Annotated in this window: 20 protein-coding genes; 8 read left to right on the forward strand and 12 right to left on the reverse strand. The window is 65.1% G+C overall.

Annotation, left to right across the window (positions count from 1 at the left end; all coding sequences use genetic code 11):
- The first annotated feature begins 41 nt into the window (after positions 1 to 41).
- A complete protein-coding gene (locus A5785_RS22590; protein ID WP_005202213.1) occupies positions 42 to 803 on the forward strand; it encodes an SDR family NAD(P)-dependent oxidoreductase in 762 nt (253 codons plus the stop codon).
- A 53-nt stretch (positions 804 to 856) separates the two neighbouring features.
- Here the strand turns inward: A5785_RS22590 and A5785_RS22595 are convergent, their stop codons facing one another.
- Together A5785_RS22595 and A5785_RS22600 are read right to left on the reverse strand one after the other, a co-directional pair.
- Positions 857 to 1,609: a class I SAM-dependent methyltransferase gene (locus A5785_RS22595; RefSeq protein ID WP_005202214.1), complete on the reverse strand. Its 753-nt coding sequence runs from the start codon at positions 1,607 to 1,609 to the stop codon at positions 857 to 859.
- Between the two features lie 184 nt (positions 1,610 to 1,793).
- Positions 1,794 to 2,303, reverse strand: coding sequence for an NUDIX domain-containing protein (locus A5785_RS22600; RefSeq protein ID WP_005202215.1), 510 nt, complete (start codon positions 2,301 to 2,303; stop codon positions 1,794 to 1,796).
- A gap of 78 nt (positions 2,304 to 2,381) precedes the next feature.
- On the opposite strand from A5785_RS22600, the gene A5785_RS22605 reads away from it, so the two are divergent.
- The gene (locus A5785_RS22605; RefSeq protein WP_005202216.1) at positions 2,382 to 4,082 is read left to right on the forward strand and encodes a nucleobase:cation symporter-2 family protein; all 1,701 of its coding nucleotides are present in this window, start codon (positions 2,382 to 2,384) and stop codon (positions 4,080 to 4,082) included.
- 8 nt (positions 4,083 to 4,090) lie between these two features.
- Here A5785_RS22605 and A5785_RS22610 read toward each other — a convergent pair whose 3' ends face one another.
- Positions 4,091 to 4,429, reverse strand: a complete 339-nt coding sequence (locus tag A5785_RS22610; protein ID WP_005202217.1) for a DUF2200 domain-containing protein — start codon at positions 4,427 to 4,429, stop codon at positions 4,091 to 4,093.
- Positions 4,430 to 4,497: 68 nt separating this feature from the next.
- Between A5785_RS22610 and A5785_RS22615 the strand changes: the two genes are divergently transcribed.
- The 4 genes from A5785_RS22615 (at position 4,498) to rsgA (ending at position 7,619) form a co-directional block, all read left to right on the forward strand.
- Positions 4,498 to 4,734, forward strand: a complete 237-nt coding sequence (locus A5785_RS22615; RefSeq protein ID WP_005202218.1) for a hypothetical protein — start codon at positions 4,498 to 4,500, stop codon at positions 4,732 to 4,734.
- A gap of 104 nt (positions 4,735 to 4,838) precedes the next feature.
- Positions 4,839 to 5,225, forward strand: coding sequence for a VOC family protein (locus A5785_RS22620; RefSeq protein WP_039854304.1), 387 nt, complete (start codon positions 4,839 to 4,841; stop codon positions 5,223 to 5,225).
- A 44-nt stretch (positions 5,226 to 5,269) separates the two neighbouring features.
- The gene (gene aroA, locus A5785_RS22625) at positions 5,270 to 6,535 is read left to right on the forward strand and encodes a 3-phosphoshikimate 1-carboxyvinyltransferase (RefSeq protein ID WP_065181083.1); all 1,266 of its coding nucleotides are present in this window, start codon (positions 5,270 to 5,272) and stop codon (positions 6,533 to 6,535) included.
- A 49-nt stretch (positions 6,536 to 6,584) separates the two neighbouring features.
- Positions 6,585 to 7,619 carry a ribosome small subunit-dependent GTPase A gene (gene rsgA, locus A5785_RS22630; protein ID WP_064862034.1) on the forward strand — a complete coding sequence of 345 codons (1,035 nt, stop codon included), beginning with the start codon at positions 6,585 to 6,587 and terminating at the stop codon, positions 7,617 to 7,619.
- 66 nt (positions 7,620 to 7,685) lie between these two features.
- Here rsgA and A5785_RS22635 read toward each other — a convergent pair whose 3' ends face one another.
- Positions 7,686 to 8,570, reverse strand: coding sequence for a LysR family transcriptional regulator (locus A5785_RS22635; RefSeq protein ID WP_231895509.1), 885 nt, complete (start codon positions 8,568 to 8,570; stop codon positions 7,686 to 7,688).
- Positions 8,571 to 8,680: 110 nt separating this feature from the next.
- Here A5785_RS22635 and A5785_RS22640 point away from each other — a divergent pair, with 110 nt between their 5' ends.
- Complete coding sequence (locus A5785_RS22640) at positions 8,681 to 9,994, forward strand: MFS transporter (RefSeq protein WP_064904969.1); 1,314 nt, start codon at positions 8,681 to 8,683, stop codon at positions 9,992 to 9,994.
- Between the two features lie 12 nt (positions 9,995 to 10,006).
- Complete coding sequence (locus A5785_RS22645) at positions 10,007 to 10,756, forward strand: YoaK family protein (protein ID WP_064862036.1); 750 nt, start codon at positions 10,007 to 10,009, stop codon at positions 10,754 to 10,756.
- A gap of 54 nt (positions 10,757 to 10,810) precedes the next feature.
- Here the strand turns inward: A5785_RS22645 and A5785_RS22650 are convergent, their stop codons facing one another.
- From A5785_RS22650 to A5785_RS22685, 8 genes are all read right to left on the reverse strand, one after another.
- On the reverse strand, positions 10,811 to 12,022 hold the full coding sequence (locus A5785_RS22650; protein ID WP_064904951.1) for a fatty acid desaturase family protein: 1,212 nt from the start codon (positions 12,020 to 12,022) through the stop codon (positions 10,811 to 10,813).
- 89 nt (positions 12,023 to 12,111) lie between these two features.
- The gene (locus tag A5785_RS22655; RefSeq protein ID WP_064862038.1) at positions 12,112 to 13,443 is read right to left on the reverse strand and encodes a fatty acid desaturase family protein; all 1,332 of its coding nucleotides are present in this window, start codon (positions 13,441 to 13,443) and stop codon (positions 12,112 to 12,114) included.
- 144 nt (positions 13,444 to 13,587) lie between these two features.
- Complete coding sequence (locus A5785_RS22660; protein ID WP_065181084.1) at positions 13,588 to 15,066, reverse strand: NAD(P)-binding protein; 1,479 nt, start codon at positions 15,064 to 15,066, stop codon at positions 13,588 to 13,590.
- 120 nt (positions 15,067 to 15,186) lie between these two features.
- The gene (locus tag A5785_RS22665; RefSeq protein WP_065181085.1) at positions 15,187 to 16,299 is read right to left on the reverse strand and encodes a GNAT family N-acetyltransferase; all 1,113 of its coding nucleotides are present in this window, start codon (positions 16,297 to 16,299) and stop codon (positions 15,187 to 15,189) included.
- Positions 16,300 to 16,433: 134 nt separating this feature from the next.
- Positions 16,434 to 17,558 (reverse strand): ferredoxin reductase, encoded by a 1,125-nt coding sequence (locus tag A5785_RS22670; protein WP_065181086.1) that lies wholly within the window; start codon positions 17,556 to 17,558, stop codon positions 16,434 to 16,436.
- A 145-nt stretch (positions 17,559 to 17,703) separates the two neighbouring features.
- Positions 17,704 to 18,270: a DUF6912 family protein gene (locus A5785_RS22675; RefSeq protein ID WP_065181087.1), complete on the reverse strand. Its 567-nt coding sequence runs from the start codon at positions 18,268 to 18,270 to the stop codon at positions 17,704 to 17,706.
- 74 nt (positions 18,271 to 18,344) lie between these two features.
- Positions 18,345 to 19,817 carry a wax ester/triacylglycerol synthase family O-acyltransferase gene (locus A5785_RS22680; RefSeq protein WP_005208010.1) on the reverse strand — a complete coding sequence of 491 codons (1,473 nt, stop codon included), beginning with the start codon at positions 19,815 to 19,817 and terminating at the stop codon, positions 18,345 to 18,347.
- Positions 19,818 to 19,903: 86 nt separating this feature from the next.
- Positions 19,904 to 20,512, reverse strand: a complete 609-nt coding sequence (locus A5785_RS22685) for an Rv3235 family protein (RefSeq protein WP_005208009.1) — start codon at positions 20,510 to 20,512, stop codon at positions 19,904 to 19,906.
- Positions 20,513 to 20,526 lie beyond the last annotated feature (14 nt).

The following is a 20,526-nucleotide window of genomic DNA, read 5'->3' on the forward strand; positions in this document are numbered from 1 at the left end:
CCCACAACACATCCCCGCACGATCGACTCAGGAGAGACTTCATGTCAGTACTCGATCTGTTCAACGTGACCGACAAGGTCGTCGTCGTCACCGGCGCCTCGTCGGGACTCGGCGTACGCTTCGCCACGGCCTTCGCGGAGGCAGGCGCCGACGTCGTACTCGCCGCCCGACGCGCCGACCGGCTGACCGAGACCGCAGCACAGGTCGAGGCACTCGGACGCAAAGCCCTGACCGTGGCGGCAGATGTCTCCGACCCCGCGGACTGCCAGCGCGTGATCGACAGCGCCGTCGAAACTTTCGGCCGCGTCGACATCCTCATCAACAACGCGGGCATCGGCACCGCGGTACCGGCAACGCGTGAGACGCCGGAGCAGTTCCGTTCGGTCATCGACGTCAACCTCAACGGCTCGTACTGGATGGCTCAGGCCGCGGGCCGAGTCATGCAGCCGGGCAGCGTTATCGTCAACATCTCCAGCATCTTGGGCCTGACCACCGCAGGTCTCCCCCAGGCCGCCTATGCGGCGAGCAAGGCTGCCATCGTCGGCCTCACCCGCGATCTGGCCCAACAGTGGGGATCTCGAAAGGGTATCCGCGTCAACGCGATTGCACCCGGGTTTTTCGAGAGCGAGATGACAGACACCTACGCACCCGGATACATCGAGTCGCAGATGCCGCGAGTCCTGCTGGGACGTATGGGAGATCCCTCGGAACTCGCGGCCACGGCGATCTGGCTGAGCTCGGCCGCAGGCGGCTACGTCACCGGCCAGACGATCGCGGTCGACGGCGGAATCACGGTCACCTAGATCGGCTACCGCCCGCGCAACCGCCCGACACAACCATTGACCGCGGTGGCGATTCAAACCGTCGCCACCGCGATCAGTGTGTCGCAGTTGACCTCTGCGGGCCCCTCGGATGCCAGCCGTTCGAGGAACACCTGCCGCACCTGTGCGATCTGCTCGTCGTCGAGTGGTGTGAGTGCGCCACGCATCCCCGTGCCCACCACCAACTTCCAGGCGAAGTCCGGCGTGCACTCGATGCGCAGTCGGTACACCGACGTGTCGACCTTCTGGGCGCCCAACGTCGTGAACCATTGCGAGACAGACTCTTCGGTGTCGATATGACTGATCGGCATCCGACTCCCGCTACGCGGCCCTTGATGTGACGTTTCGCCTGCCACCTCCGCAACCGATGCGCGGTAGATCTCGCTGAACTCACGAAGGCTGTCGGCGTGCCAGATCGACGCCCCCATCCGCCCTCCCGGGCGCAGCAGACTCAACACGTTGCGCACGGCGTCGTCCATGTCCGGAAGGAAGAAAATCCCGAACGAACACGCCACCACGTCGAAAGGTGTTACGCAGGGCGATGTTCCGGCTTTCAATGCCGTGACGTCGGCGACGACGCAGTCGATCTCCAGACCTTCGTCAGCCGCATTGGCAGCGGCGATGTCGAGTAGTTCGGACGCGAAATCGACTGCGACGACCGTGCCTGCCGATCCGGTAGCCCGAGCAGCGGGTAGCGCACTCGCTCCGGTCCCCGAACAGATGTCGAGGATGCGCTCCCCTGGCCGGATGTCGAGTTCGTCGACCAGAGCCTGACCCGCAGGCCCCACAGACTCGGTCGCAAGGCGTCGAAATCGGTTCCGATCGAATTGAACAAGCCGATTAACCTGAAACCCGCCGCATGATCTGTCATGCAACCCACCGTAGTGACACCACACCCTTAACGACAATGGTTGTCAGCGAACGGTGAAAGGCGGCGTCCAGTGGTTGTGGAGGTTCACTGGTTGTGGAGGTTCACTGCTTGCCGAGCGCCGATTCGAGTCGATCGACGAACTCCGCCTGCGCGGGGTTCAGCTTCACGCGCGCCTCGTCGAGGCCACACCACTGCGCCCGATCGACTTCGGGAAATGTCTGCATACACCCCGACCGCGGCGGCCACACCATCTCGAAGGTGTTGCTGACGACGGTCGACACGTCGAGGTCTCCCTCGACAGCGAAGGCGGTGACGACCTTGCCGCTCTTCTGGCGCACGTCACCGAGTTCGATGACCTCACCTTGAGGAGCGGCGTGCCCGATCTCCTCGGCGAACTCGCGGCGTGCGGTGTCGAGCGGCGACTCGTCGGCCTCCGGCAGCCCCTTGGGCACCGACCACGCGCCCTCGTCCTTGCGCGCCCACAGCGGACCACCCGGGTGCGCGATGAGTACCTCGACTCCTCCGAGAGAGCCGGCTTCGTTCGACACTGCCCCGTCGGTGCGTCGGAACACCAGAAGCCCGAAACTGTGTCGGGGAGTGCGCTTGTCCACGCAATATATTCTGGCGGAAACAGGGACGTCACACGATCGCGTCGTGTCCGAAACGTCCGATAAGTAGAACAATGATCCGTGACCGTTCTCGACACGATCAAACATGGCAGGAAGGCCGCCCGCGCGGTCGACGACATCCCACCGCTGGCGCGACTGTTCCCCCTGGGCCTACAGCACGTGATGGCGATGTATGCGGGCGCGGTAGCCGTTCCGCTGATCGTCGGCGGGGCGATGGTCGGCGCAGGGCAGATGCGCTCGGACGAGATCGTGCATCTGATCACGGCCGACCTCTTCGTCGCAGGTATCGCCACGATTGTGCAGGCAGTGGGGTTCTGGCGCTTCGGAGTGCGCCTCCCATTGATGCAGGGCGTGACGTTCGCGGCCGTCGGCCCGATGATCACCATCGGCCTCAACCACGGCATCACCGCGATCTATGGCTCGGTGATCGCGTGCGGCCTGTTCATGATGCTCGTGGCGCCCATCGTCGGACGGCTCATCAGATTCTTCCCACCACTGGTGACCGGCACGATCATCTTGATCATCGGTATCTCACTGATGAGCGTCGCCGCGGGTTGGTTCGGCGGCGGCACCGCGAAGGGTGAGGACTTCGGTGCTCCCAAGTCCATCGCCTTCGGCTTCCTGACGTTGCTGATCATCATCCTGCTCGAACGATTCGGGCCGCCCGCCGTCAAACGCGTCTCGATCCTCCTCGGCCTCGTCGCAGGAACACTCATCTCGATTCCGTTCGGGATGACCGACTGGAGCCACGTCGGATCGAGCTCATGGTTCGCCGTACCCGAACCGTTCTACTTCGGCTTCCCCAGCTTCGACGTCAGCTCGATCATCGCGATGATCATCGTCGCGTTGGTCATCATGACCGAGACCACCGGCGACATCGTGGCCGTCGGAGAGATCGTCGACGAGAAGATCACGCCGCAGCGTCTGGCCGACGGCATGCGCGCCGACGGTGCAGGCACCGTACTTGGCGGCATTTTCAACACCTTCCCGTATACCGCGTTCGCGCAGAACGTCGGGCTGGTGGCGATCACCAACGTCAAGTCGCGTCACGTCGCAACGTGCGCGGGCGTCATCCTGGTGGTCCTGGGGCTGGTTCCCAAGATGGCCGCGATCATCGAGGGCATTCCTCAGCCCGTCCTCGGTGGTGCGGGTGTCGCGCTGTTCGGCATGGTCGCCGCGAGCGGCGTGCGAACCTTGACCAAGGTGAAGTTCAACAACTCCAACATCCTGGTCGTCGCGATCTCCATCGGCGTCGCGATGCTCACCGAGGCGAGCCTGTCGTATACCAACGACGACAAGGTCCCCGTTGCGCTCGACCTCTACGCCAAGTTCCCCGACTGGTTCCAAACCATCTTCCACTCGGGAATCTCGGCGGGAGCCATCTGCGCCATCGTGCTGAATCTGGTCTTCAACTGGCGCAGCACATCTACCGATCCCGTCGATTACCACAACACCGGTGAAATCGACGTCGCGGGCGACAACGTCGGGATCTCGGGGTCCGACGCTCCGCGCGGGGCCGCTTTCGATCCGCGCGACGCACTCGCCGCCGCGGACCCGAACACGAGTCCGCAGACCCTACGCATCCTGGCCGAGCACGACCCCGGACTGCATCCGTTCATCGTCACCAACCCGTCGGCACCGAAGGATTTGTGCGACGAGATCAAGGCTCTCGGCGACCCGAAGGTGACGAGCCTGTTCGACAAGTGGGACGACGTCACCGACGGCAAGTTCTCCAGCCGCGGACAAGACACACCGGCCTGAGCTGGGACCTACCGCAGCACCTTCTCGATGGCTTTGCCCTTGGCGAGTTCGTCGACCAGCTTGTCGAGGTAGCGAATCTTGCGCATGAGCGGGTCGTCGATCTCCTCGACACGCTTGCCGCAGACGACGCCTGTGATGAGTTCTGCGCGCGGGTTGAGCTGTGCGTCGTCGAAGAACTCCTCGAAGGTGGTGCCGTCCTCGATGTGTCGGGTGAGCGCGGCGTCGTCGAATCCCGTGAGCCAGCAGATGACCTGGTCGAGTTCGGCTTTGGTGCGACCCTTGCGCTCCACTTTGGCGACGTAGAGCGGGTAGACGTCGGCAAAGCTCGTAGTGAAGATGCGGTGCATTCCTCGACGGTAACGGGTCGCTGTGCCGTCTCCCCGCGCCACCAGCGGATGAGTCCTATCGTTGGTGCATGTCAGACAGCCCCGAGCCCGACAGCCCCGACACCGACGACCCCGAGGTCGACGATCCCGACATCCCACACGAGCAACCTCACGAATCGGCGTTCGCTTTCGGCGACGCCACACCGATCGGTGAGACCGATCGCATCGCCCGCGAGAAGGCGATCTACGAGGCCGCCCGCCACGGCAACGACGTCAATCGCGGTCACGCGCTCGGCGGCAGCGACGGGACCACCGAGGGGCAGTGACACCGTCAGCCGGCGGCGTCCTGACAACGGGTCACGTCAGCAAGTCCTGACGCGCCGCGATGGCTGGTGTCCGACTCGTCGGTAACCGTGTAGACACTGAAGACATGGAGATCCTGAGTAGTCGCATCCTGTTGCGGTCGCGTGATCCCGAGGCTCTTCAGCACTTCTACCGCCACAAACTCCATCTCGCGATCGCGCGTGAGTACCCGGGCGGCCTGGTCTTCCACGCGGGCAACGGCTTGATCGAAGTACCCGGCCACATGAGCACCGACCTGCCCGACGGCCACGCGAACGGGGCCGCGCTGTGGATTCAGGTGCGCGACGTCGCCGCGACCCAGCGCGAGCTGAGCGCACTGGGAGTTCACATCCGCAGGGAGGCGCTGACCGAGCCGTGGGGCCTCATCGAAATGCACGTCGTCGACCCCGACGGACGCACCCTCATCCTCGTCGAGGTACCTGCCGATCATCCGCTGCGGTTGGACAACCGCTGAGTTGGGCATCCGGCGGTGCACGCACGACATGCGAGACTGAACGCATGAGCATCTGGACTGCGCCCCTCGCCGACGGCCATATTCAGGCCACCGTCGACCTGCCCGGGTCGAAGTCCATCACCAATCGCGCGCTGGTGCTCGCGGCGCTGGCCGACGGACCGTCGACAATCACCGGAACCCTGCGCAGTCGCGATACCAACCTCATGCTGTCGGCGCTCACCGAACTCGGCATCGGAGTCCGCGTCGACCCCGCCGATCCCACGACCGTCTCGATCGAGCCTCGGCCGCTACATGCGGGCGAGGTGTTCTGCGGCCTGGCGGGCACAGTCATGCGATTCCTGCCGCCGGTGGCCGCGCTCGCCTCCGGCGACGTCGCATTCGACGGCGACCCACAGGCCCGGCAGCGGCCGCTCACCACCATCCTCGACGCTCTGCGCGACCTCGGGGTGGGCGTCGACGGCGACAGCCTGCCGTTCGTGGTGCACGGCACGGGCTCGGCCGACGGTGGCACGGTCACGATCGATGCGTCCGGGTCGTCGCAGTTCGTGTCGGGACTCCTGCTTGCCGCAGCACGATTCGACAACGGGATCACAGTGCGACACGTCGGCGCTCCGGTACCGTCGACGCCGCACATCGACATGACCGTCGAGATGCTCGCCACCGCGGGGGTCGTCGTCGACACGTCACAACCCGATACCTGGCGCGTACCCCCGAGTGTGATCAAAGCCGTCGACGTCGCCGTCGAACCCGACTTGTCCAATGCCGCAGCGTTTCTCGCAGCGGCCGCGGTCACCGGCGGCGAGGTCAGCATCCCGCGTTGGCCCGCGACAACAACACAGCCGGGTGCACAGATCGTCGACATTCTCGCCGAGATGGGCTGCACCGCAGAACTTTCCGACGGCGTGCTGACGGTGCGCGGGCCAGAACGACTCACCGGGATCAGCCGGAACCTCCGCGACATCGGCGAGCTGACTCCGACGATCGCCGCGGTGTGCGCGCTCGCCGATGGGGAATCCCTGTTGAGTGGGATCGCCCACCTGCGCGGCCACGAGACCGACAGGCTTGCCGCGCTCGCCACCGAGATCAACAAGCTCGGTGGTGATGTGTCCGAGACCGACGACGGGCTCATCATCCGACCGGCTCCGCTACATGGCGGACAATGGGATTCGTATGCAGATCACCGCATGGCCACGGCAGGCGCGATCATCGGCCTTGTGGTCCCCAGCGTCACCGTCGACGACATCGAGACCACGTCGAAGACGTTGCCCGACTTCCCCGGAATGTGGCAGCAGATGGTCGGACATCCGTGATCTACCGCGCGGCAAAGGCTTTCACAGTGTGTCCTGACGGAGGACGCCGGTGAGCCGCCGCGCGAGCAGCTACGACGAATCCGATGTACGGATTCGTCCGGGCAAGGGCAGCCGACCGCGCACCAAGACCAGACCGACACACGACGACGCGCAACATGCGATGGTCGTCTCGGTCGACCGGGGCCGCTGGGGCTGCGTGATCGACGGAGACCCCGACCGACGCGTGGTCGCGATGCGCGCCCGCGAACTCGGCCGCACACCTGTGGTGGTCGGCGACGACGTATCGCTCGTCGGCGATCTCTCCGGCGATTCCGGAAGCCTTGCACGCATCGTGAAGGTGGCGGAGCGTCGAACTGTATTGCGGCGCACCGCCGATGACACCGACCCCTACGAGCGCATCGTCGTCGCGAACGCCGATCAACTCCTCATCGTGACAGCAATGGCCGACCCTCCCCCACGCACCGGATTCGTCGAAAGAGCGCTCGCGGCAGCGTATGTCGGCGGGCTGTCACCGATCCTGTGTCTGACCAAGACCGACCTCGCCTCCTCGGACGAATTCGCTGCCGCATTCGCCGACCTCGACCTGCCGGTTGTGCGTGCGGGGCGCGACGATCCACTCGACGACGTGCTGGCATTACTCACCAATCACCGCACGGCGCTCATCGGACACTCGGGGGTCGGAAAGTCGACGTTGGTGAATCGCCTTGTCCCAGAAGCGGAACGAGCAACCGGGGTCGTCAGCGGCGTCGGCAAGGGACGCCATACGTCGACGCAGTCGGTTGCACTGCCACTGCCGGGCGACCACGACAAGCCGCGCGGCTGGGTGATCGACACACCGGGTATCCGCTCGTTCGGCCTGGCGCACGTCAGCGCCGACGACATCGTGAACGCCTTCGACGATCTCCACGAAGCGATCGAGAACTGCCCGCGCGGGTGCACCCACCTCGGACCGCCCGCCGACCCCGAGTGCGCACTGGACTCGCTGACCGGACACTCCCACCGGCGCGCCATGGCGGTGCGGCACCTGTTACGGGCGGTCAGCGACACAAAGGAGACCGGGACGAAGCAGAGCGGGGAGAACTGAACATCGCGGTCAGGTTTCCGGCGCGCAATGTCGCACCGGCCCTTCGCATTTCGACCTGTCACGCTGTCATATCCCCAGGCGGCCCGCATACCTCTCGAACGATATCCAGCACGGCGCCCGCCGCCTTGTCAGGCTTCTGGTAGCCGAGTGGGCTACGTAGATCACCCAGGTGAGATCCCGGTCGACACAGGGGACGATACCGGCTCCGGACTGATCGGCCGCAACGCTGGCGGGAACCGCTGTCACACCAAAACCACTGCGTGCCAACTGAATTCCAAAGACCTGATCGGCAACCTCGATGACCGAATGCCGCGTCGGGATCTCGGCGTCGATGATCGTTCGGGTTCCCCAACCAGGTGGGTAGTCGATGACGCGCTCGTCTGCGAGGTCGTCGGCGGCGAAACGTCCCGCGCGCGCAAGCCGGTGGTCGGGATGAGTAACCAGTACCAGCGGCTCGGCGGCCAACGCGTACGAGGTGATCCCCGACAGATCGCGTACGCGACCACCCAGCAGCGTCAGGTCGAGGGAGCCATTGCGCAGATGCCGGACGTTGCCCGCGCTGCCCTGCGGACTCTGCCGCATGGCGATTGAGATGCCCGGATGACGGCGATGGACCACCTCGAACGCCCCGGCGAGGTTGATCGTGGCGACGTTGACGAGGGCTCCGAGCACTACCTCGCCACGGACCTCGCCTCGCATCCCGGCGATCGCGTCACGCACCTCGTCCCGTGCGCGCAACGCTTCCCGCGCCGGGGCCATCGCCGCCCGCCCGGCGTCGGTCAACACCAGCACGGTGCGCGTCCGGTCGAAGAGCTTTGCACCGAGTTCGTGCTCGAGCTTCGCCACTCCTGTCGACACCGCGGACTGCACGACGTGCAGAGATCGCGCCGCCGCGGTGAAAGTTCCCTGGTCACAGCACGCGAGAAAGTACTCGAGCTGACGCAATTCCATTCGCATCTCCAGCAGGGTGGTCGCAGCAACGTATCAATCATCAACGATGGTGATGTCCGTATCGAAATCTATCGCTTTTCAGCATGGCCTATCCGGCTCACCATGGACTCATGACTTCGCCACAGCGCACCTCACCCAGCTCATCGGAGACGAACCCGTCCGGAACGTCCGCGACACCGTCGACGGTCACGCCGCGGTTGAGTCGACTGGTAGTGCTGCTCTTTGCGATCACGGCGGGATCATCCGCAGGCTGCCTGTACTACCTGCAGCCACTACTGCATGAGGTCGGCGACGATTTCCACATCTCGACCGCTGCCGCAGGTCTCGTCGTCTCGGTCACTCAGGTCGGCTACCTCATCGGTCTGGCACTCGTCGTGCCGCTCGGAGACTTCGTCAGCCGACGCATCCTGGTCGGCGGACTGCTCGTCGTCTCCTGCATCGGCCTGGCCATCGCGGCCTTCTCTCCGGCCTACGCGGTGCTGATGGTGATGGTCTTCGCGGTGGGTGTCTCCGCGTCAGCAGCGCAGGTCGTCGTGCCGTGGGCAGCAGCGGTCGCCGCGCCGGGCGAGCGCGGTGCAATCGTCGGCACGGTGATGAGCGGACTACTTGTCGGAATCCTGTTCTCCCGTGTATTCGCCGGGTTGGTTGCGCAGGTCGGCGGGTGGCGCACGGTGCTGGTCGTCGCAGCAGTGGTCCAGCTGGCGATGGCGGCCGCGGTGTGGTGGTATGCCCCGCGCACGGCGATCAGCGCCACGTCGACGAGCTATCCCCGCGTGCTGTGGTCCATCGTCACCCTGGTTCGCAGCGAAGGGGTCCTACGTCACCGCATGCTTCTCGGCGGACTGAACATGGCCGCCTTCAGCGGCATGTGGACGGCCATCGCATTCCTGCTCGCAGGGGCACACGGCTCGCAGTACCACTTCTCCGACGCCGCGATCGGACTCTTCGGACTCGCCGGGGTGGCCGGGGCGTTGGCGGCGCCGCGCGTCGGCAAACTCGCCGACCGCGGGTATCTACGCCACACCCAATACGGCGTGTGGGCGATCGAACTCCTGGGGTGGGCTCTGCTCTATTGGGGAGCACACCAGGTCATCGTGCTGGTCATCGCCCTGCTGGTGTTCGATTTCGGCGTCCAAGGCGTCCAGATCGCGAACCAGGCCGCCGTGTACTCGCTCGACGACGAAGCACGATCCCGCTTGACGACCGCCTACATGGTCGCCTATTTCGCAGGCGGGGTGCTCGGATCGGCCTTCGGCGCGTGGGCATACCAGGCCGGTGGATGGGTACTGGTGTGCGCGGCCGGAGCAGGCACGGCGATTGCCGGCATGGCACTGTGGGCCGTCTTCGCAATCAGCGAGCGCAACCATCCGCTACAGGGAGTGACCGCACACGCACGGCTACGCCAAGACACACAAGCCGGGTAGGAGCGAGGCAACATGGCGACAACCATCAGCAATCACGCGCGCGAAGCTTGGCAAACGATAGCTCCACCGGCGCAGGGCAAGCACGGCCCCCTGCCCGCGATGTTGCTGGCCATGACCTTCGTGACCGGTGTCGTTGACGCTTTCAGCTATCTCGCGCTCGGCAGAGTGTTCGTGGCGAACATGACCGGAAACGTCGTCTTCCTCGCTTTCGGTTTGGCAGGTGCCGCGGGCTTCGCAGCATGGGCTTCGATCACGTCGCTGCTGACGTTCGCCTGTGGAGCCGCGCTTGGCGGACGAATCCTACGCATCCACGACGGGCATCGCGGCAAGCAGTTGCGAACCGCGCTCGCGACCCAGGCCGTACTCATGATCGTCGCGGGCGTGGTCGCGTGGACGTTCCCGCATCCCTATCACACGGGAATCGTGGCGACGCTCATCGCACTCGTTTCCGCCGCGATGGGACTGCAGAACGCCCTCGCGCGCGGCCTCGCCGTTCCCGACCTCACGACGACAGTTCTCACGCTGACGATCACAGGGGTGTTCGGGGACAGCCGCGTGGGTACCGGCAGCGGCAGCAGAGCCGGCCGCAGGGGGATGTCGATCGCCACCATGTTCGCGGGAGCCGTCGTCGGCGGCGTGCTCGTGATCCACGACCTCGCACCATGGGCAGTGACCGTTGCGGCCGTCTGCGTCGTCAGCCTGGCATTCGTGTCGCGACGACTCGCGCGATCGACGAGCGACTGGGTCACCGCCGGCCGATGAGCCACGCTCTCGTGTGACCACCCGACGAGCGTGTGACCACCGACGAGCGTGTGACTAGCGGCGCGCCCGGCGACGCATCCGACGCCTGCGGCGAACCTCTTCGATAGCCGTCTTGAGACCCATCGCCTGGTCGAGACCGGCGAAGCGTCGCTCCGACGCGGTCTCGGGTGCGTCGTCGGCCGAATCACGCAGGAAGCGGTCGGGCAGTGCGAGTTTGTTGATGGTCCGTAGCGTCTTCAAGTACTGGACCCACAATGATCCCGTCGTATAGGGGAGGTCGTACTTGTCGCAGAGTTCGCGCACGCGCACCGAGATGTCGGCGAGGCGGTTGCTCGGCAGATCCGGGTAGAGGTGATGCTCGATCTGGTAGCAGAGATTGCCCGACATGAAGGCCATCGCCGGGCCGGCGTTGAAGTTCGCGGAGCCGAGCATCTGCCGCAGGTACCACTGGCCAGGCGTCTCGTCGTCGAGGGTGTCGACCGTGAATTTCTCTGCGCCGTCGGGGAAGTGACCACAGAAGATCACGACGTAGGCCCACAGATTGCGGATCACGTTGGCGGTGAGGTTGGCCGTGAGCGTATGCATCAAGTTGGGGCCGGTCAGTGCCGGGAACAGAACGAAGTCCTTGCCCACCTGCTTGCCGATCTTCCGCGCGAACAGCTTGAGTTTCGGAATCGTGACCTCACGCGGACGCTCGCCCGCGCGGTACTCGCTGAGATCGAGATCGTGCAGCCCGATCCCCCACTCGAACGTCAGCGCGAGAAACAGGTTCATGAAGGGTTGGAGGAGGCGCCGCGGTTCCCACGGCTCGTCCCGCGTGACCCGAAGGACCTTGTAACCGACGTCGTGGTCCATGCCGAGCACGTTGGTGTACTTGTGATGGACGTAGTTGTGCGAGTGCTTCCAGTGCGGGGACGCGCACACCATGTCCCATTCCCACGTCGTGGAGTGCACCTCGGGATCGTTCATCCAGTCCCACTGCCCGTGCATCACATTGTGGCCGAGCTCCATGTTCTCGATGATCTTGGCCAACGCCAGCGAACCGGTGCCGAGCAACCACAGTGAACGACGATGCGAACCGAACAACGCGAGTCGACCGGCAACTTCGAGGGCGCGCTGCGCGAGGATGGTCCTGCGCAGGTAACGCACATCCCGCTCGCCGCGTTCGGACTCGATCTTTCGTCGCAGAGCATCGAGCTCGGCGCCGAGGGCCTCGACATCCGCGTCAGTCAGATGTGCGTATTCATTGATGTCGGTGATAGCCATTGCACTCCATTATGTCGCACGCGGCGTGTGTGCGACACCCACCCTACCCGCGAGTAACCGCAGGCAGCGTGAGGTCGCCGTATTCACGATCAGGCAGCGCGCGTTGAACGTGCTGTAACCACCGTCGGCGCTGCCGCACGTCCTCGACGCCGATCACGCAGCGACCGAATCGCACTACGCAGCCCGCGTCGACGTCCACTCACCGGATCGACCACCGACTCGAGGCGCACCCCCTCGTCGAGTCCGGTCTTGAATCGACGCTCCGACGCCGTCTCGGGAGCGTCGTCGGCAGTCGCCTTGAGGTACTTGTCGGGCAACGACAGCTTGGCGATCGTTCGCCACGACTTCGCGTACTGCAGCGGGAACGACCCCGTCGTGTAGGGCAGGTCGTACTTGTCGCAGAGCGCCTGGACGCGAACGGCAATCTCGGCGAGCCGGTTGCTCGGGAGGTCGGGGTAGATGTGGTGCTCGATCTGGTACGAGAGATTTCCGCTCATGAAAGCGAGCAGGAATCCGCAGCGAAAGTTGGCCGATCCCAACATCTGTCGCAGATACCACTCGGCCTGCGTCTCGCTGTCGACGTCCTGCTTGGTGAATTTCTCCGCACCGTCGGGAAAATGCCCGCAGAAGATCACGGCGTTACTCCACACATTGCGGATGACGTTGCCCAGCGCGTTCGCAGTGGCTGCCTTGCCGAACGCGCGAGCCGACGCCCGGGCGTCTCCCTTGGTCACCGCGGCGGTTGCCGCAGCCGCAAGACCGGGGTAGATCACGTAATCCTTGCCGACCTGGCGACCGATCTTGTTGCCGACGTCGGCTAGGTCGCGGCGGAACTGCGCTTTGGCCTCCGGTGTACGACGCTTCTTGCCGATCTCCAGGTGCTGCGCGGCAACTCCCCACTGGAAGAAGAGCGCGAGCAGCGTGTTGTAGACGAGGTTGCCGTAGTTGAACGGACGCCACCGCTGGTCGCGCGTCACGCGGAGCAGTCCGTAGCCCACGTCGTCGTCCATGCCGAGCACGTTGGTGTACTTGTGATGGATGTAGTTGTGCGTGTGCTTCCAGTGGGCCGAGGGGTCGGTGTTGTCCCACTCCCACGTGGTCGAATGCACCTCGGGATCGTTCATCCAATCCCACTGCCCGTGCATCACGTTGTGGCCGAGTTCCATGTTCTCGACGATCTTCGCGACGCCGAGCGCCGTCGCGCCCGCCCACCAGCACGAGCGACGCGTCGAACCGAAGATCAGTCCGCGGCCGACCAACTCGAGGCCGCGTTGAAAGCGGATGGTGTTGCGCAGGTACCGCGCGTCCCGCTCCCCTCGGTCTGCCTCGATTTCGGCACGGATCTTGTCGAGTTCACGGCCGAGTTCTTCGATGTCAGCCTTGCTCAGATGTGCGTACTCCGGGATGTCGGTGATCGCCATGGGCGTCCTCACTGGTCGCGGATGGTCAGGGGCGACGGGAGAGTCGGCTACGCCTACGTTCCCGTAACTTACGTAAGCGTAGGTTACGGGCATCGGGCTGTCCAGACATGTTCAGCGCACGAGCGCACACGTTGATCGCTGTGGTCACGAGACTGTGGCCCCGACGAGCGGCCCGCAACTGAACCCCAACCGTTTAGAGGTGATGTCCAGCGCGCGACGATAGTTCTCACGCTTGCGCCGATGAGTCAGCATGAATTGGGTCGACGACGCGAGCCGCAGCGGCATCCGAGACCACCGGTCAAAATCGACCCCGCAGTTGGTCAAGACCTTGAGCGGGACCTCGTCGGCAATCAGCCCGATGTTGTACATCGCGAGACAGCAACTGACACCGACCGCGGCCTGCGAGTGTCCGCGTGCCACCACGCCGAGGTCGGTTTGGTACAGCGGCACCGAATCGAGCTTGCCCAGGAAGGCGAGGTGAGTGAGGAAATAGGCGGCATACGTGGAGAACTGGAAGGTGGCCGAACTGGTGTTGATGGTGAGTACGCGACCCCCTTTCGACACGTAGGGATCGCCGTCGGTCGAATCCTCACGAAGGAGGTATCCGGTGCAGTTGACCACCCAACTCCCCGGAACGACGGCAATCTCCTCACCACTACGGAACACCAACTGCGGCAACCCATCTCGGTCCACGACATCGGCGAGATAGTCGGTGACAACACTACTCAGCGCAGCAGAGATGGCGTCGCATTCAGACGATGAGAGGTTGCCGTTCAAAAACCGCTGGGGCTCGGATATCGGACTGATTCCATACCGCGCGCGGTAGGCAGCGGTCACCTCCTGATCGTTCGTCCCGTCGTACATGTCGGCGAAGGAGCTGAAAACCTGACTGGCAGGTTTGGCAGCCCACCATCTCCGCATTCCTGCTGGGAAAATCGCGTCACGATTGTTGAAGAACGTCCCGGCACCGGCCACCAGATGTACTTCACAACCAGGATCTCTGGTCGTTATCAGATGGGCGGTGTCCATGGCGGTCTTGCCGCCGCCAATGATCCAGACCGGGGTATCAGTGTCGGTGAAGTCATTCTCGGAGAAGTCGAAAAAGTCGGGCGAGACCGACTTCACCTGCGAACTGCTCAGCGCGAGAGGCTGATTCGGAGTTACGTTGAATCCGTAGGCGTTGATCAGCATCGGCGTATCGACGACGAGCTCCCCACCGTCGGGGCCGCTGAGATGAACGCTCACGCCGTCGGCGCGTTCGTCGAATCGGTCCGTCGACCATCCGTAGTACTCGTCGAGCGCGATACGTTCGGCGAGTACGTCTCGGCAGTACCGCAGGTGGTCGAGGACCTCCGGCTTCGTCGCAAGGTAGTCGGGGGCGCGACGCAACCTCCAGACGATGTCGCCGGCGGTGAAGAATTCATATGGCTGATGAAGCCGGACATAGGAATACGTGTCGTTCCACATGCCACCCGCGTCCGGACGACGGTCGACGAGAACCACGCGAGCACCCGCGTCGAGGTATTCGGTTGCCACGGCGAGCGCGTTCAAACCCGCCACTCCCGCGCCGACGATGCACAGGTCGACGTTCACTACTGCACCGGCGCTGTTCTGAGAAGGCATGATTCACCTGAATTCGGAGTGCGGCGGTGAATCCGTCGCGTTCATCCGATTTTCGCCGGGGTTGCCACTCCACGGAAAGCCCCAGCTTGTGGGGACAGTGACGCTGTGGGGATAGCGACGCTACTGATCGCCTTCTTCGGCGAGCAGTTCATACCCGAGTAGATCCTCGATCTTGCCCGCCGAGCTCGCGGCAAGCGGCTGCGTGCCGAACTCGTTGAAGCCCGCGCGCAGTGCAAGGCGTTTGCTGCCCTCGTTGGAGTCGGCCGCGAACATCGTCAGCCTGCGCAGACCGAGAACGTCGAAGCTGTGCCGCACCGACGCGGGGAACGCCTCTCCGAGCACTCCGGCACCACGCGCCTCGGGATGCGTGTAGAAGCCGATCTCGGCGCCGACCACCGGATCGATCTTGAACAGCGAGATGTCAGCGAGATAGTGGTCCGTTTCCTTGTCGGCGACAGCCCAGGTGCAGGTCTCGCCGCGCGCGGCCGTCCACCACTTCCTGGTGCGCTCGGCCGCGGCATGTTCGACGGTCAGCGGGTCGGGCCTGCCGAATAGGTACTTGCGCGAGGTCGGGTCGTCGAGCGTCTCTCGAATGCGCTCGTCGTCTTTGGCCTCCAGGGGCCGCAGGCGGAACCGCTCGGTTTCGAAAGTCGTTGCGTGCCAGACGGTCTTGGGTTCGAAACTCTCGCCGGCGTGCCACTTGCCGCACCAGGCGTCGACGACGCCGCTGTTCATCTCGAGCCAGTCGGGAAGCCGACCGACCAGAGTGAATCCCGCGGCGTGCGCGGCGCGCAGACTGGTGAGGTTGCCCTCGGCGGCCTCCCAGCGCACCACCTCGACGTCGCGGTTGTCGACGGCGTACTGCATCGCCAACACCATCGCGCGCCGTACGAGGCCCTCACCGCGAGCATCGGGATGCAACCCGAAACCGATGTCGACGATCCGGCCGGGGCCACGGAGATCGATACTTCCGGCGAACCGGCCGTCGTGCTCGATGGCCCAGATCATCGACGTCCCGTTGCGCCATCCCTGCAGTGCATTGATGATGAACCGCTCGGCGTCGGATCGACCGTATGGCGATGGCATCTTGGCCCATCGCATCGTCAACGAATCGGTGGCGTATCCCACGATGCGATCGACGTCGTCGGTCTGATGTGCCCGCAGAGTGATAGTGCCATCGGTCAGCACCGGGACATCACTCGTCGCGGCCAGTTCAATCAGTTCAGCTCGCACGCGGATCCCCTCCGTGGTCGACAGCCTCGCCCACAGAGCCTAACGCTTCGACCCACCCGGCGACGGGGAACGCCGCCGCCGAGGCGCCTGCAACGCTCGTGAACTGCGCATTCGCCGAGGATTTCGGCGATTCGTCATACATCGAGAGTGCAGTCGCCCGCAGCAGCGCTCACGCAGGTCTGGATTCGTTCGCCCGCGACATGCTCGTCGCCGGATCGCAGATCGCGCACGCACCCCTTGTCGAGCATGACCACGCAGCTCTGACAGATGCCCATGCGGCATCCGAACGGCATCAACACACCGACCTGCTCCCCCGCTTCGAGCAGGGTTGTCGCGCCGTCCACCTCCGCGGTCTGCCCCGTGCGCCCGAAGGTCACGGTCCCGCCCTGCGCGCCGACCGCGCCGCGCTCGAGCGCGAATCGCTCGATGTGCAAGCGATCGGCGGCATCTGCGCCGATGAACGCCGCCTCGACCATCTCCAAGAAACCGCCCGGCCCGCACGCCCACGTTTCGCGCGTCCGCCAATCGGGGCTGAGCTCGTCGAGCGAATGTGCGGTGACCTTGCCGTCGGCCCTCGTGCACTGCACGTGCAGGTCGATGAGTCCGCTCTGGTCCATCTCGACGAGTTCGTCGGCAAACAGCAGATCGTCGGGCGTCGGCACCGAGTGCACCACGCGCACGTCTGTCGACTGTCCGCGATGCCGCATCATGCGCAGCATCGAGATGATCGGGGTCAGTCCGCTGCCAGCGGTCAGGAAGAGCACCTTGTCGGGAAGTGGCTCGGGCAGAACGAACTCACCCTTGGGCGCGGCCAATCGGACGACGGTCCCCGGCTCGAGCCCCTTGACCAGGTGCGTCGACAGGAAGCCCTCGGGCATGGCCTTGACCGTGATCGCGATGGTGCCCTCGGTGCGAGTCAGATCGGGTACCGAAGTCAGCGAGTACGAGCGCCACGTCCAACGCCCCTCGACGAGGACTCCGATTCCGATGTACTGACCCGGCGCGTAGTCGAGCGAGAATCCCCACCCGGGCTTGATGCGGATGGTGGCGGAGTCGTCGGTTTCCGGAGTCACCGATACCACCTGGCCGCGCAGTTCACGCGCCGACCAGAGCGGATTGGCCAGATGGAGATAGTCGTCGGGCAACAGCGGCGTGGTGATCCGCGCGACCGCAGCGCGCGCCCACCGGGCCCCACGACTACGCGCTGCCACTCCCGACACCGGCTCTTCAAACCGTTCCCGCAGCTCCCGCAGGTTCACCGTTCCACTCCTCGTCGTGCGACCGCATGTTGGACGGGGAGCCCGCAACCGAGACCCCGAAGACCTGACACGACAACTTTAACCTACGGAACCGTAGGTTACGGAATGAGCGGACTCCGGGGCGGCCCCAGAGCAGTTCAGAGGTTCAGAGCAGTTCGAGCAGGAACGGTAGCTCCTGGGTCGCATACCACCCCAGGTCGTGGTCTTCGACGTCGCCGACGGCGAGTTCGGCGTCCTGGTCGCCCATGTCCGCGGCGTCGATGACCACGACGGCGTTACGGACAGCACTTTCGGCATCAGCGCCGTCGACCAGCACAGACGCGATCGCCGACTTCGCGATCGGACCGGAGACCTTCACGACGGCGTCGTCGAGGTCGGGACGCAGTGTGGCCTCGTCGACATCGGCGGCAACCACGGCACGACGAGGCGGTAGGCGGGGTGTGTCGCCGGGCTTGGCAGTCTCCTCGTCGGCTTCGAGGTCGGCCTCGGCGTCGGGGTCGCCCGGCTCGGGGGCTTCACCGGCCAGCAGTCGCAGCGACGCACGCGCGGCCTCGCGGATCGCCGCCTCCGCCAACTCCTCGTCGTCACCGGAGAGGTAGGACTCGCGCAACGCCGGGGTGAGTGCGAAACCCGTCCCGCCGATCGGGCGGAACTCCCCGGTCTCGTCGAGTTCGAGCAGCATGGTCAGCGTCGCCGGAAAGTAGACCCTCACCGCGTGTTTCCTCCTACGACATCCTCAGCGCGTTACCTGGATTCCACCCATTTACCTGGATTCCGCTGCCAACACTAGTGGGCGTCGGCGAGTTCCTCGTACGACTCGCGGACGTAGTCGCCGATGAGCGAAGGGTCGTCGATCACACCACGATCGGCGGTGAACCCGAACTCGATCGACCCCGCATACTCGCACACGCCGACAGACAACGCGCGTCCGGCGACCAGGCCGGGTACGACGAACAGGTTGGACACCTTGTGGCCCGAGACGTACTGGGGCGGAATCGGCACGGTGTTCATCGCGACCGGCACGTTGTACCCGCGGCGGTCGAGTGACCGGAACGCGCGCGAACTGAGTTCCGCGAACGGTATGACACCCAGCTCGCTCAGCAACGGCTGCGTCGACGGTGAGACGCGTCGTGACGACTGCGCATAGCGATTGGCCAGCCCCGCGACCTGAGCGAGTCGGACCAGCGGATTGGACTCCCCAACCGGGAGGTCGGTGACAAACCGCGGCTCGTCGGTGACGATCCACGTCTCGGGTGACTCCTCGTGCGCAAGTACCCCGGACTGTCGCGCGCCGAGCGGAAGCACCGCCCGCACGGTGTCGCCGAACCGACCCTCCGCGTCGATGGACAGCAGCCAATGGCGCATCGCACCCGTGATGATCGCGAGTTCGACGTCGTTGACGGTGCATTCGTTGCGTTCGGCGATCTTCGCGACATCGCGCCGTGGCACCGACGCCGAGACAAACGTGCGGGTCGACGACCCGGGCGCGTTCAACAGGCTCGACGGTGCCGAATCCGTGAGCTGCTGCACCAGGCGTCCTGCGCGGCGGACCGTACCCACCACCACGGACTTCGCCTCACCGAGCAATCCGTTGCCACCGATGACCGAATCAATCAGCTCTCCCGGGCGCGCCAACGCCTCGGCCAGCGCACTGACCGCCAACGACGCCGAACCGGGTGGGGGCCCGGGCATCCAGACATCCACGGGCAGTGCGGCGACGTCGGGTTCGTCGTCGCAGATCAGCTCGCTCATCTCGGCGCCACCGCCGTCGATCAGACAGCGATGCGACTTCGTCAGGATCGCGAACCCGCCGTCCTCGAGTCCCTCGATCAGATACATCTCCCACAGCGGTCGGCTGCGGTCGAGGGGCCGCGACATCACGCGGGAGACGAGATCTTCGAGATCGGCCATCGTTCCCGGCGACGGCAGGCCCGATCGGCGGATGTGGAAATTGATGTCGAAGTCGGGGTCGTCGGCCCAGACCGGACGGGCCAGCCCGAGGGTGACCTCCAGGACCACCTTCCGATACCGCGGCACGAGTTGCAGTCGGTTCTCGACGAGCCGCACCAGCGCCGGATAGTCGAGGACGGGTGGTTCCGACTTCTTTCCGCGTGTCCGACTGGTCGCGAGATCCTTTGCCGCGGAACGCTTCTTGCCGTTGGTTCCGGGAAAGACGATGACGGCACCGAGGTGATTGGTGACACCTGCGCCGTCGAGGAAGTAGGAGATCGCCTCGCGCGGAGACAGCCGGTTCGCCACGCGATGATCCTAGCGCCGCGGACACCGTCGCCGACATCGCGATGGCGATACCCGCCGCATCGCATGGCTGCGCCCCGCGGAGGTAGTCACCCGAGTGTCAGGACGACCAGCTGCCAGCGATACTCGACGCGGGTCGCCACCGGACTGTAGCGACCACGAGCCGCCTGCCCAGCTACGCGAACCCGGCACGGCACGCGTTCGATACGCCCCGCGAACGCCCGCGACCTGCCCTGCCGCGAGTACGTCCCGAAGATCTCTGCCGATCCCGCGTCGCACATCTGGACGTGGACGCGTCGAACGGTGGGGATGCACATGTCGTGGCCCGCCGCCCCGGCCCGCGCGAGGGCGTCGATCTGGTCGTCGACCTGGATTCCGACCCGATGCTGCAGATGCGATGCGGGCCTGCGGCGCGCGATGACCTCGAAGATCATCGTGAGCGTGCCGACCGAGAAGTCCCGCGCCGCAATGGCGGTTGCGCCGGAACCAGTGCGGGAAGTCGCACGAGCCGCGGTGCGGGTACTGGCGCCCGGCATCTCCGGCGCGCGGCGAGCGGGGGCGGCAGCGGACCTCTCGTCACGCGTCGAGCCGGTCAGGGACCCGCGCGTCTCGTAGTCGGGCGCGGGCACTATCCGGATACGACTCGACGCCGGACTCGCTTCGATATGCGACGGCTGATCAGTGTAGGTGTTGGTCATGGAAACTCGGACGC

This window comes from Gordonia sp. 852002-50395_SCH5434458, from assembly GCF_001665905.1.
Lineage (GTDB): Bacteria > Actinomycetota > Actinomycetes > Mycobacteriales > Mycobacteriaceae > Gordonia > Gordonia jacobaea.

What these genes read in the sequence shown, in the direction of transcription:
- A5785_RS22645 (WP_064862036.1), top strand. Translation starts at nt 10,007, where the DNA reads ATGGCGACAACCATCAGCAATCACGCGCGCGAAGCTTGGCAAACGATA.
- A5785_RS22615 (WP_005202218.1), top strand. Translation starts at nt 4,498, where the DNA reads ATGTCAGACAGCCCCGAGCCCGACAGCCCCGACACCGACGACCCCGAG.
- aroA (WP_065181083.1), top strand. Translation starts at nt 5,270, where the DNA reads ATGAGCATCTGGACTGCGCCCCTCGCCGACGGCCATATTCAGGCCACC.
- A5785_RS22635 (WP_231895509.1), bottom strand. Translation starts at nt 8,570, where the DNA reads ATGGAATTGCGTCAGCTCGAGTACTTTCTCGCGTGCTGTGACCAGGGA.
- A5785_RS22620 (WP_039854304.1), top strand. Translation starts at nt 4,839, where the DNA reads ATGGAGATCCTGAGTAGTCGCATCCTGTTGCGGTCGCGTGATCCCGAG.
- A5785_RS22610 (WP_005202217.1), bottom strand. Translation starts at nt 4,429, where the DNA reads ATGCACCGCATCTTCACTACGAGCTTTGCCGACGTCTACCCGCTCTAC.
- A5785_RS22655 (WP_064862038.1), bottom strand. Translation starts at nt 13,443, where the DNA reads ATGGCGATCACCGACATCCCGGAGTACGCACATCTGAGCAAGGCTGAC.
- A5785_RS22685 (WP_005208009.1), bottom strand. Translation starts at nt 20,512, where the DNA reads ATGACCAACACCTACACTGATCAGCCGTCGCATATCGAAGCGAGTCCG.
- A5785_RS22590 (WP_005202213.1), top strand. Translation starts at nt 42, where the DNA reads ATGTCAGTACTCGATCTGTTCAACGTGACCGACAAGGTCGTCGTCGTC.
- A5785_RS22660 (WP_065181084.1), bottom strand. Translation starts at nt 15,066, where the DNA reads ATGCCTTCTCAGAACAGCGCCGGTGCAGTAGTGAACGTCGACCTGTGC.
- A5785_RS22640 (WP_064904969.1), top strand. Translation starts at nt 8,681, where the DNA reads ATGACTTCGCCACAGCGCACCTCACCCAGCTCATCGGAGACGAACCCG.
- A5785_RS22650 (WP_064904951.1), bottom strand. Translation starts at nt 12,022, where the DNA reads ATGGCTATCACCGACATCAATGAATACGCACATCTGACTGACGCGGAT.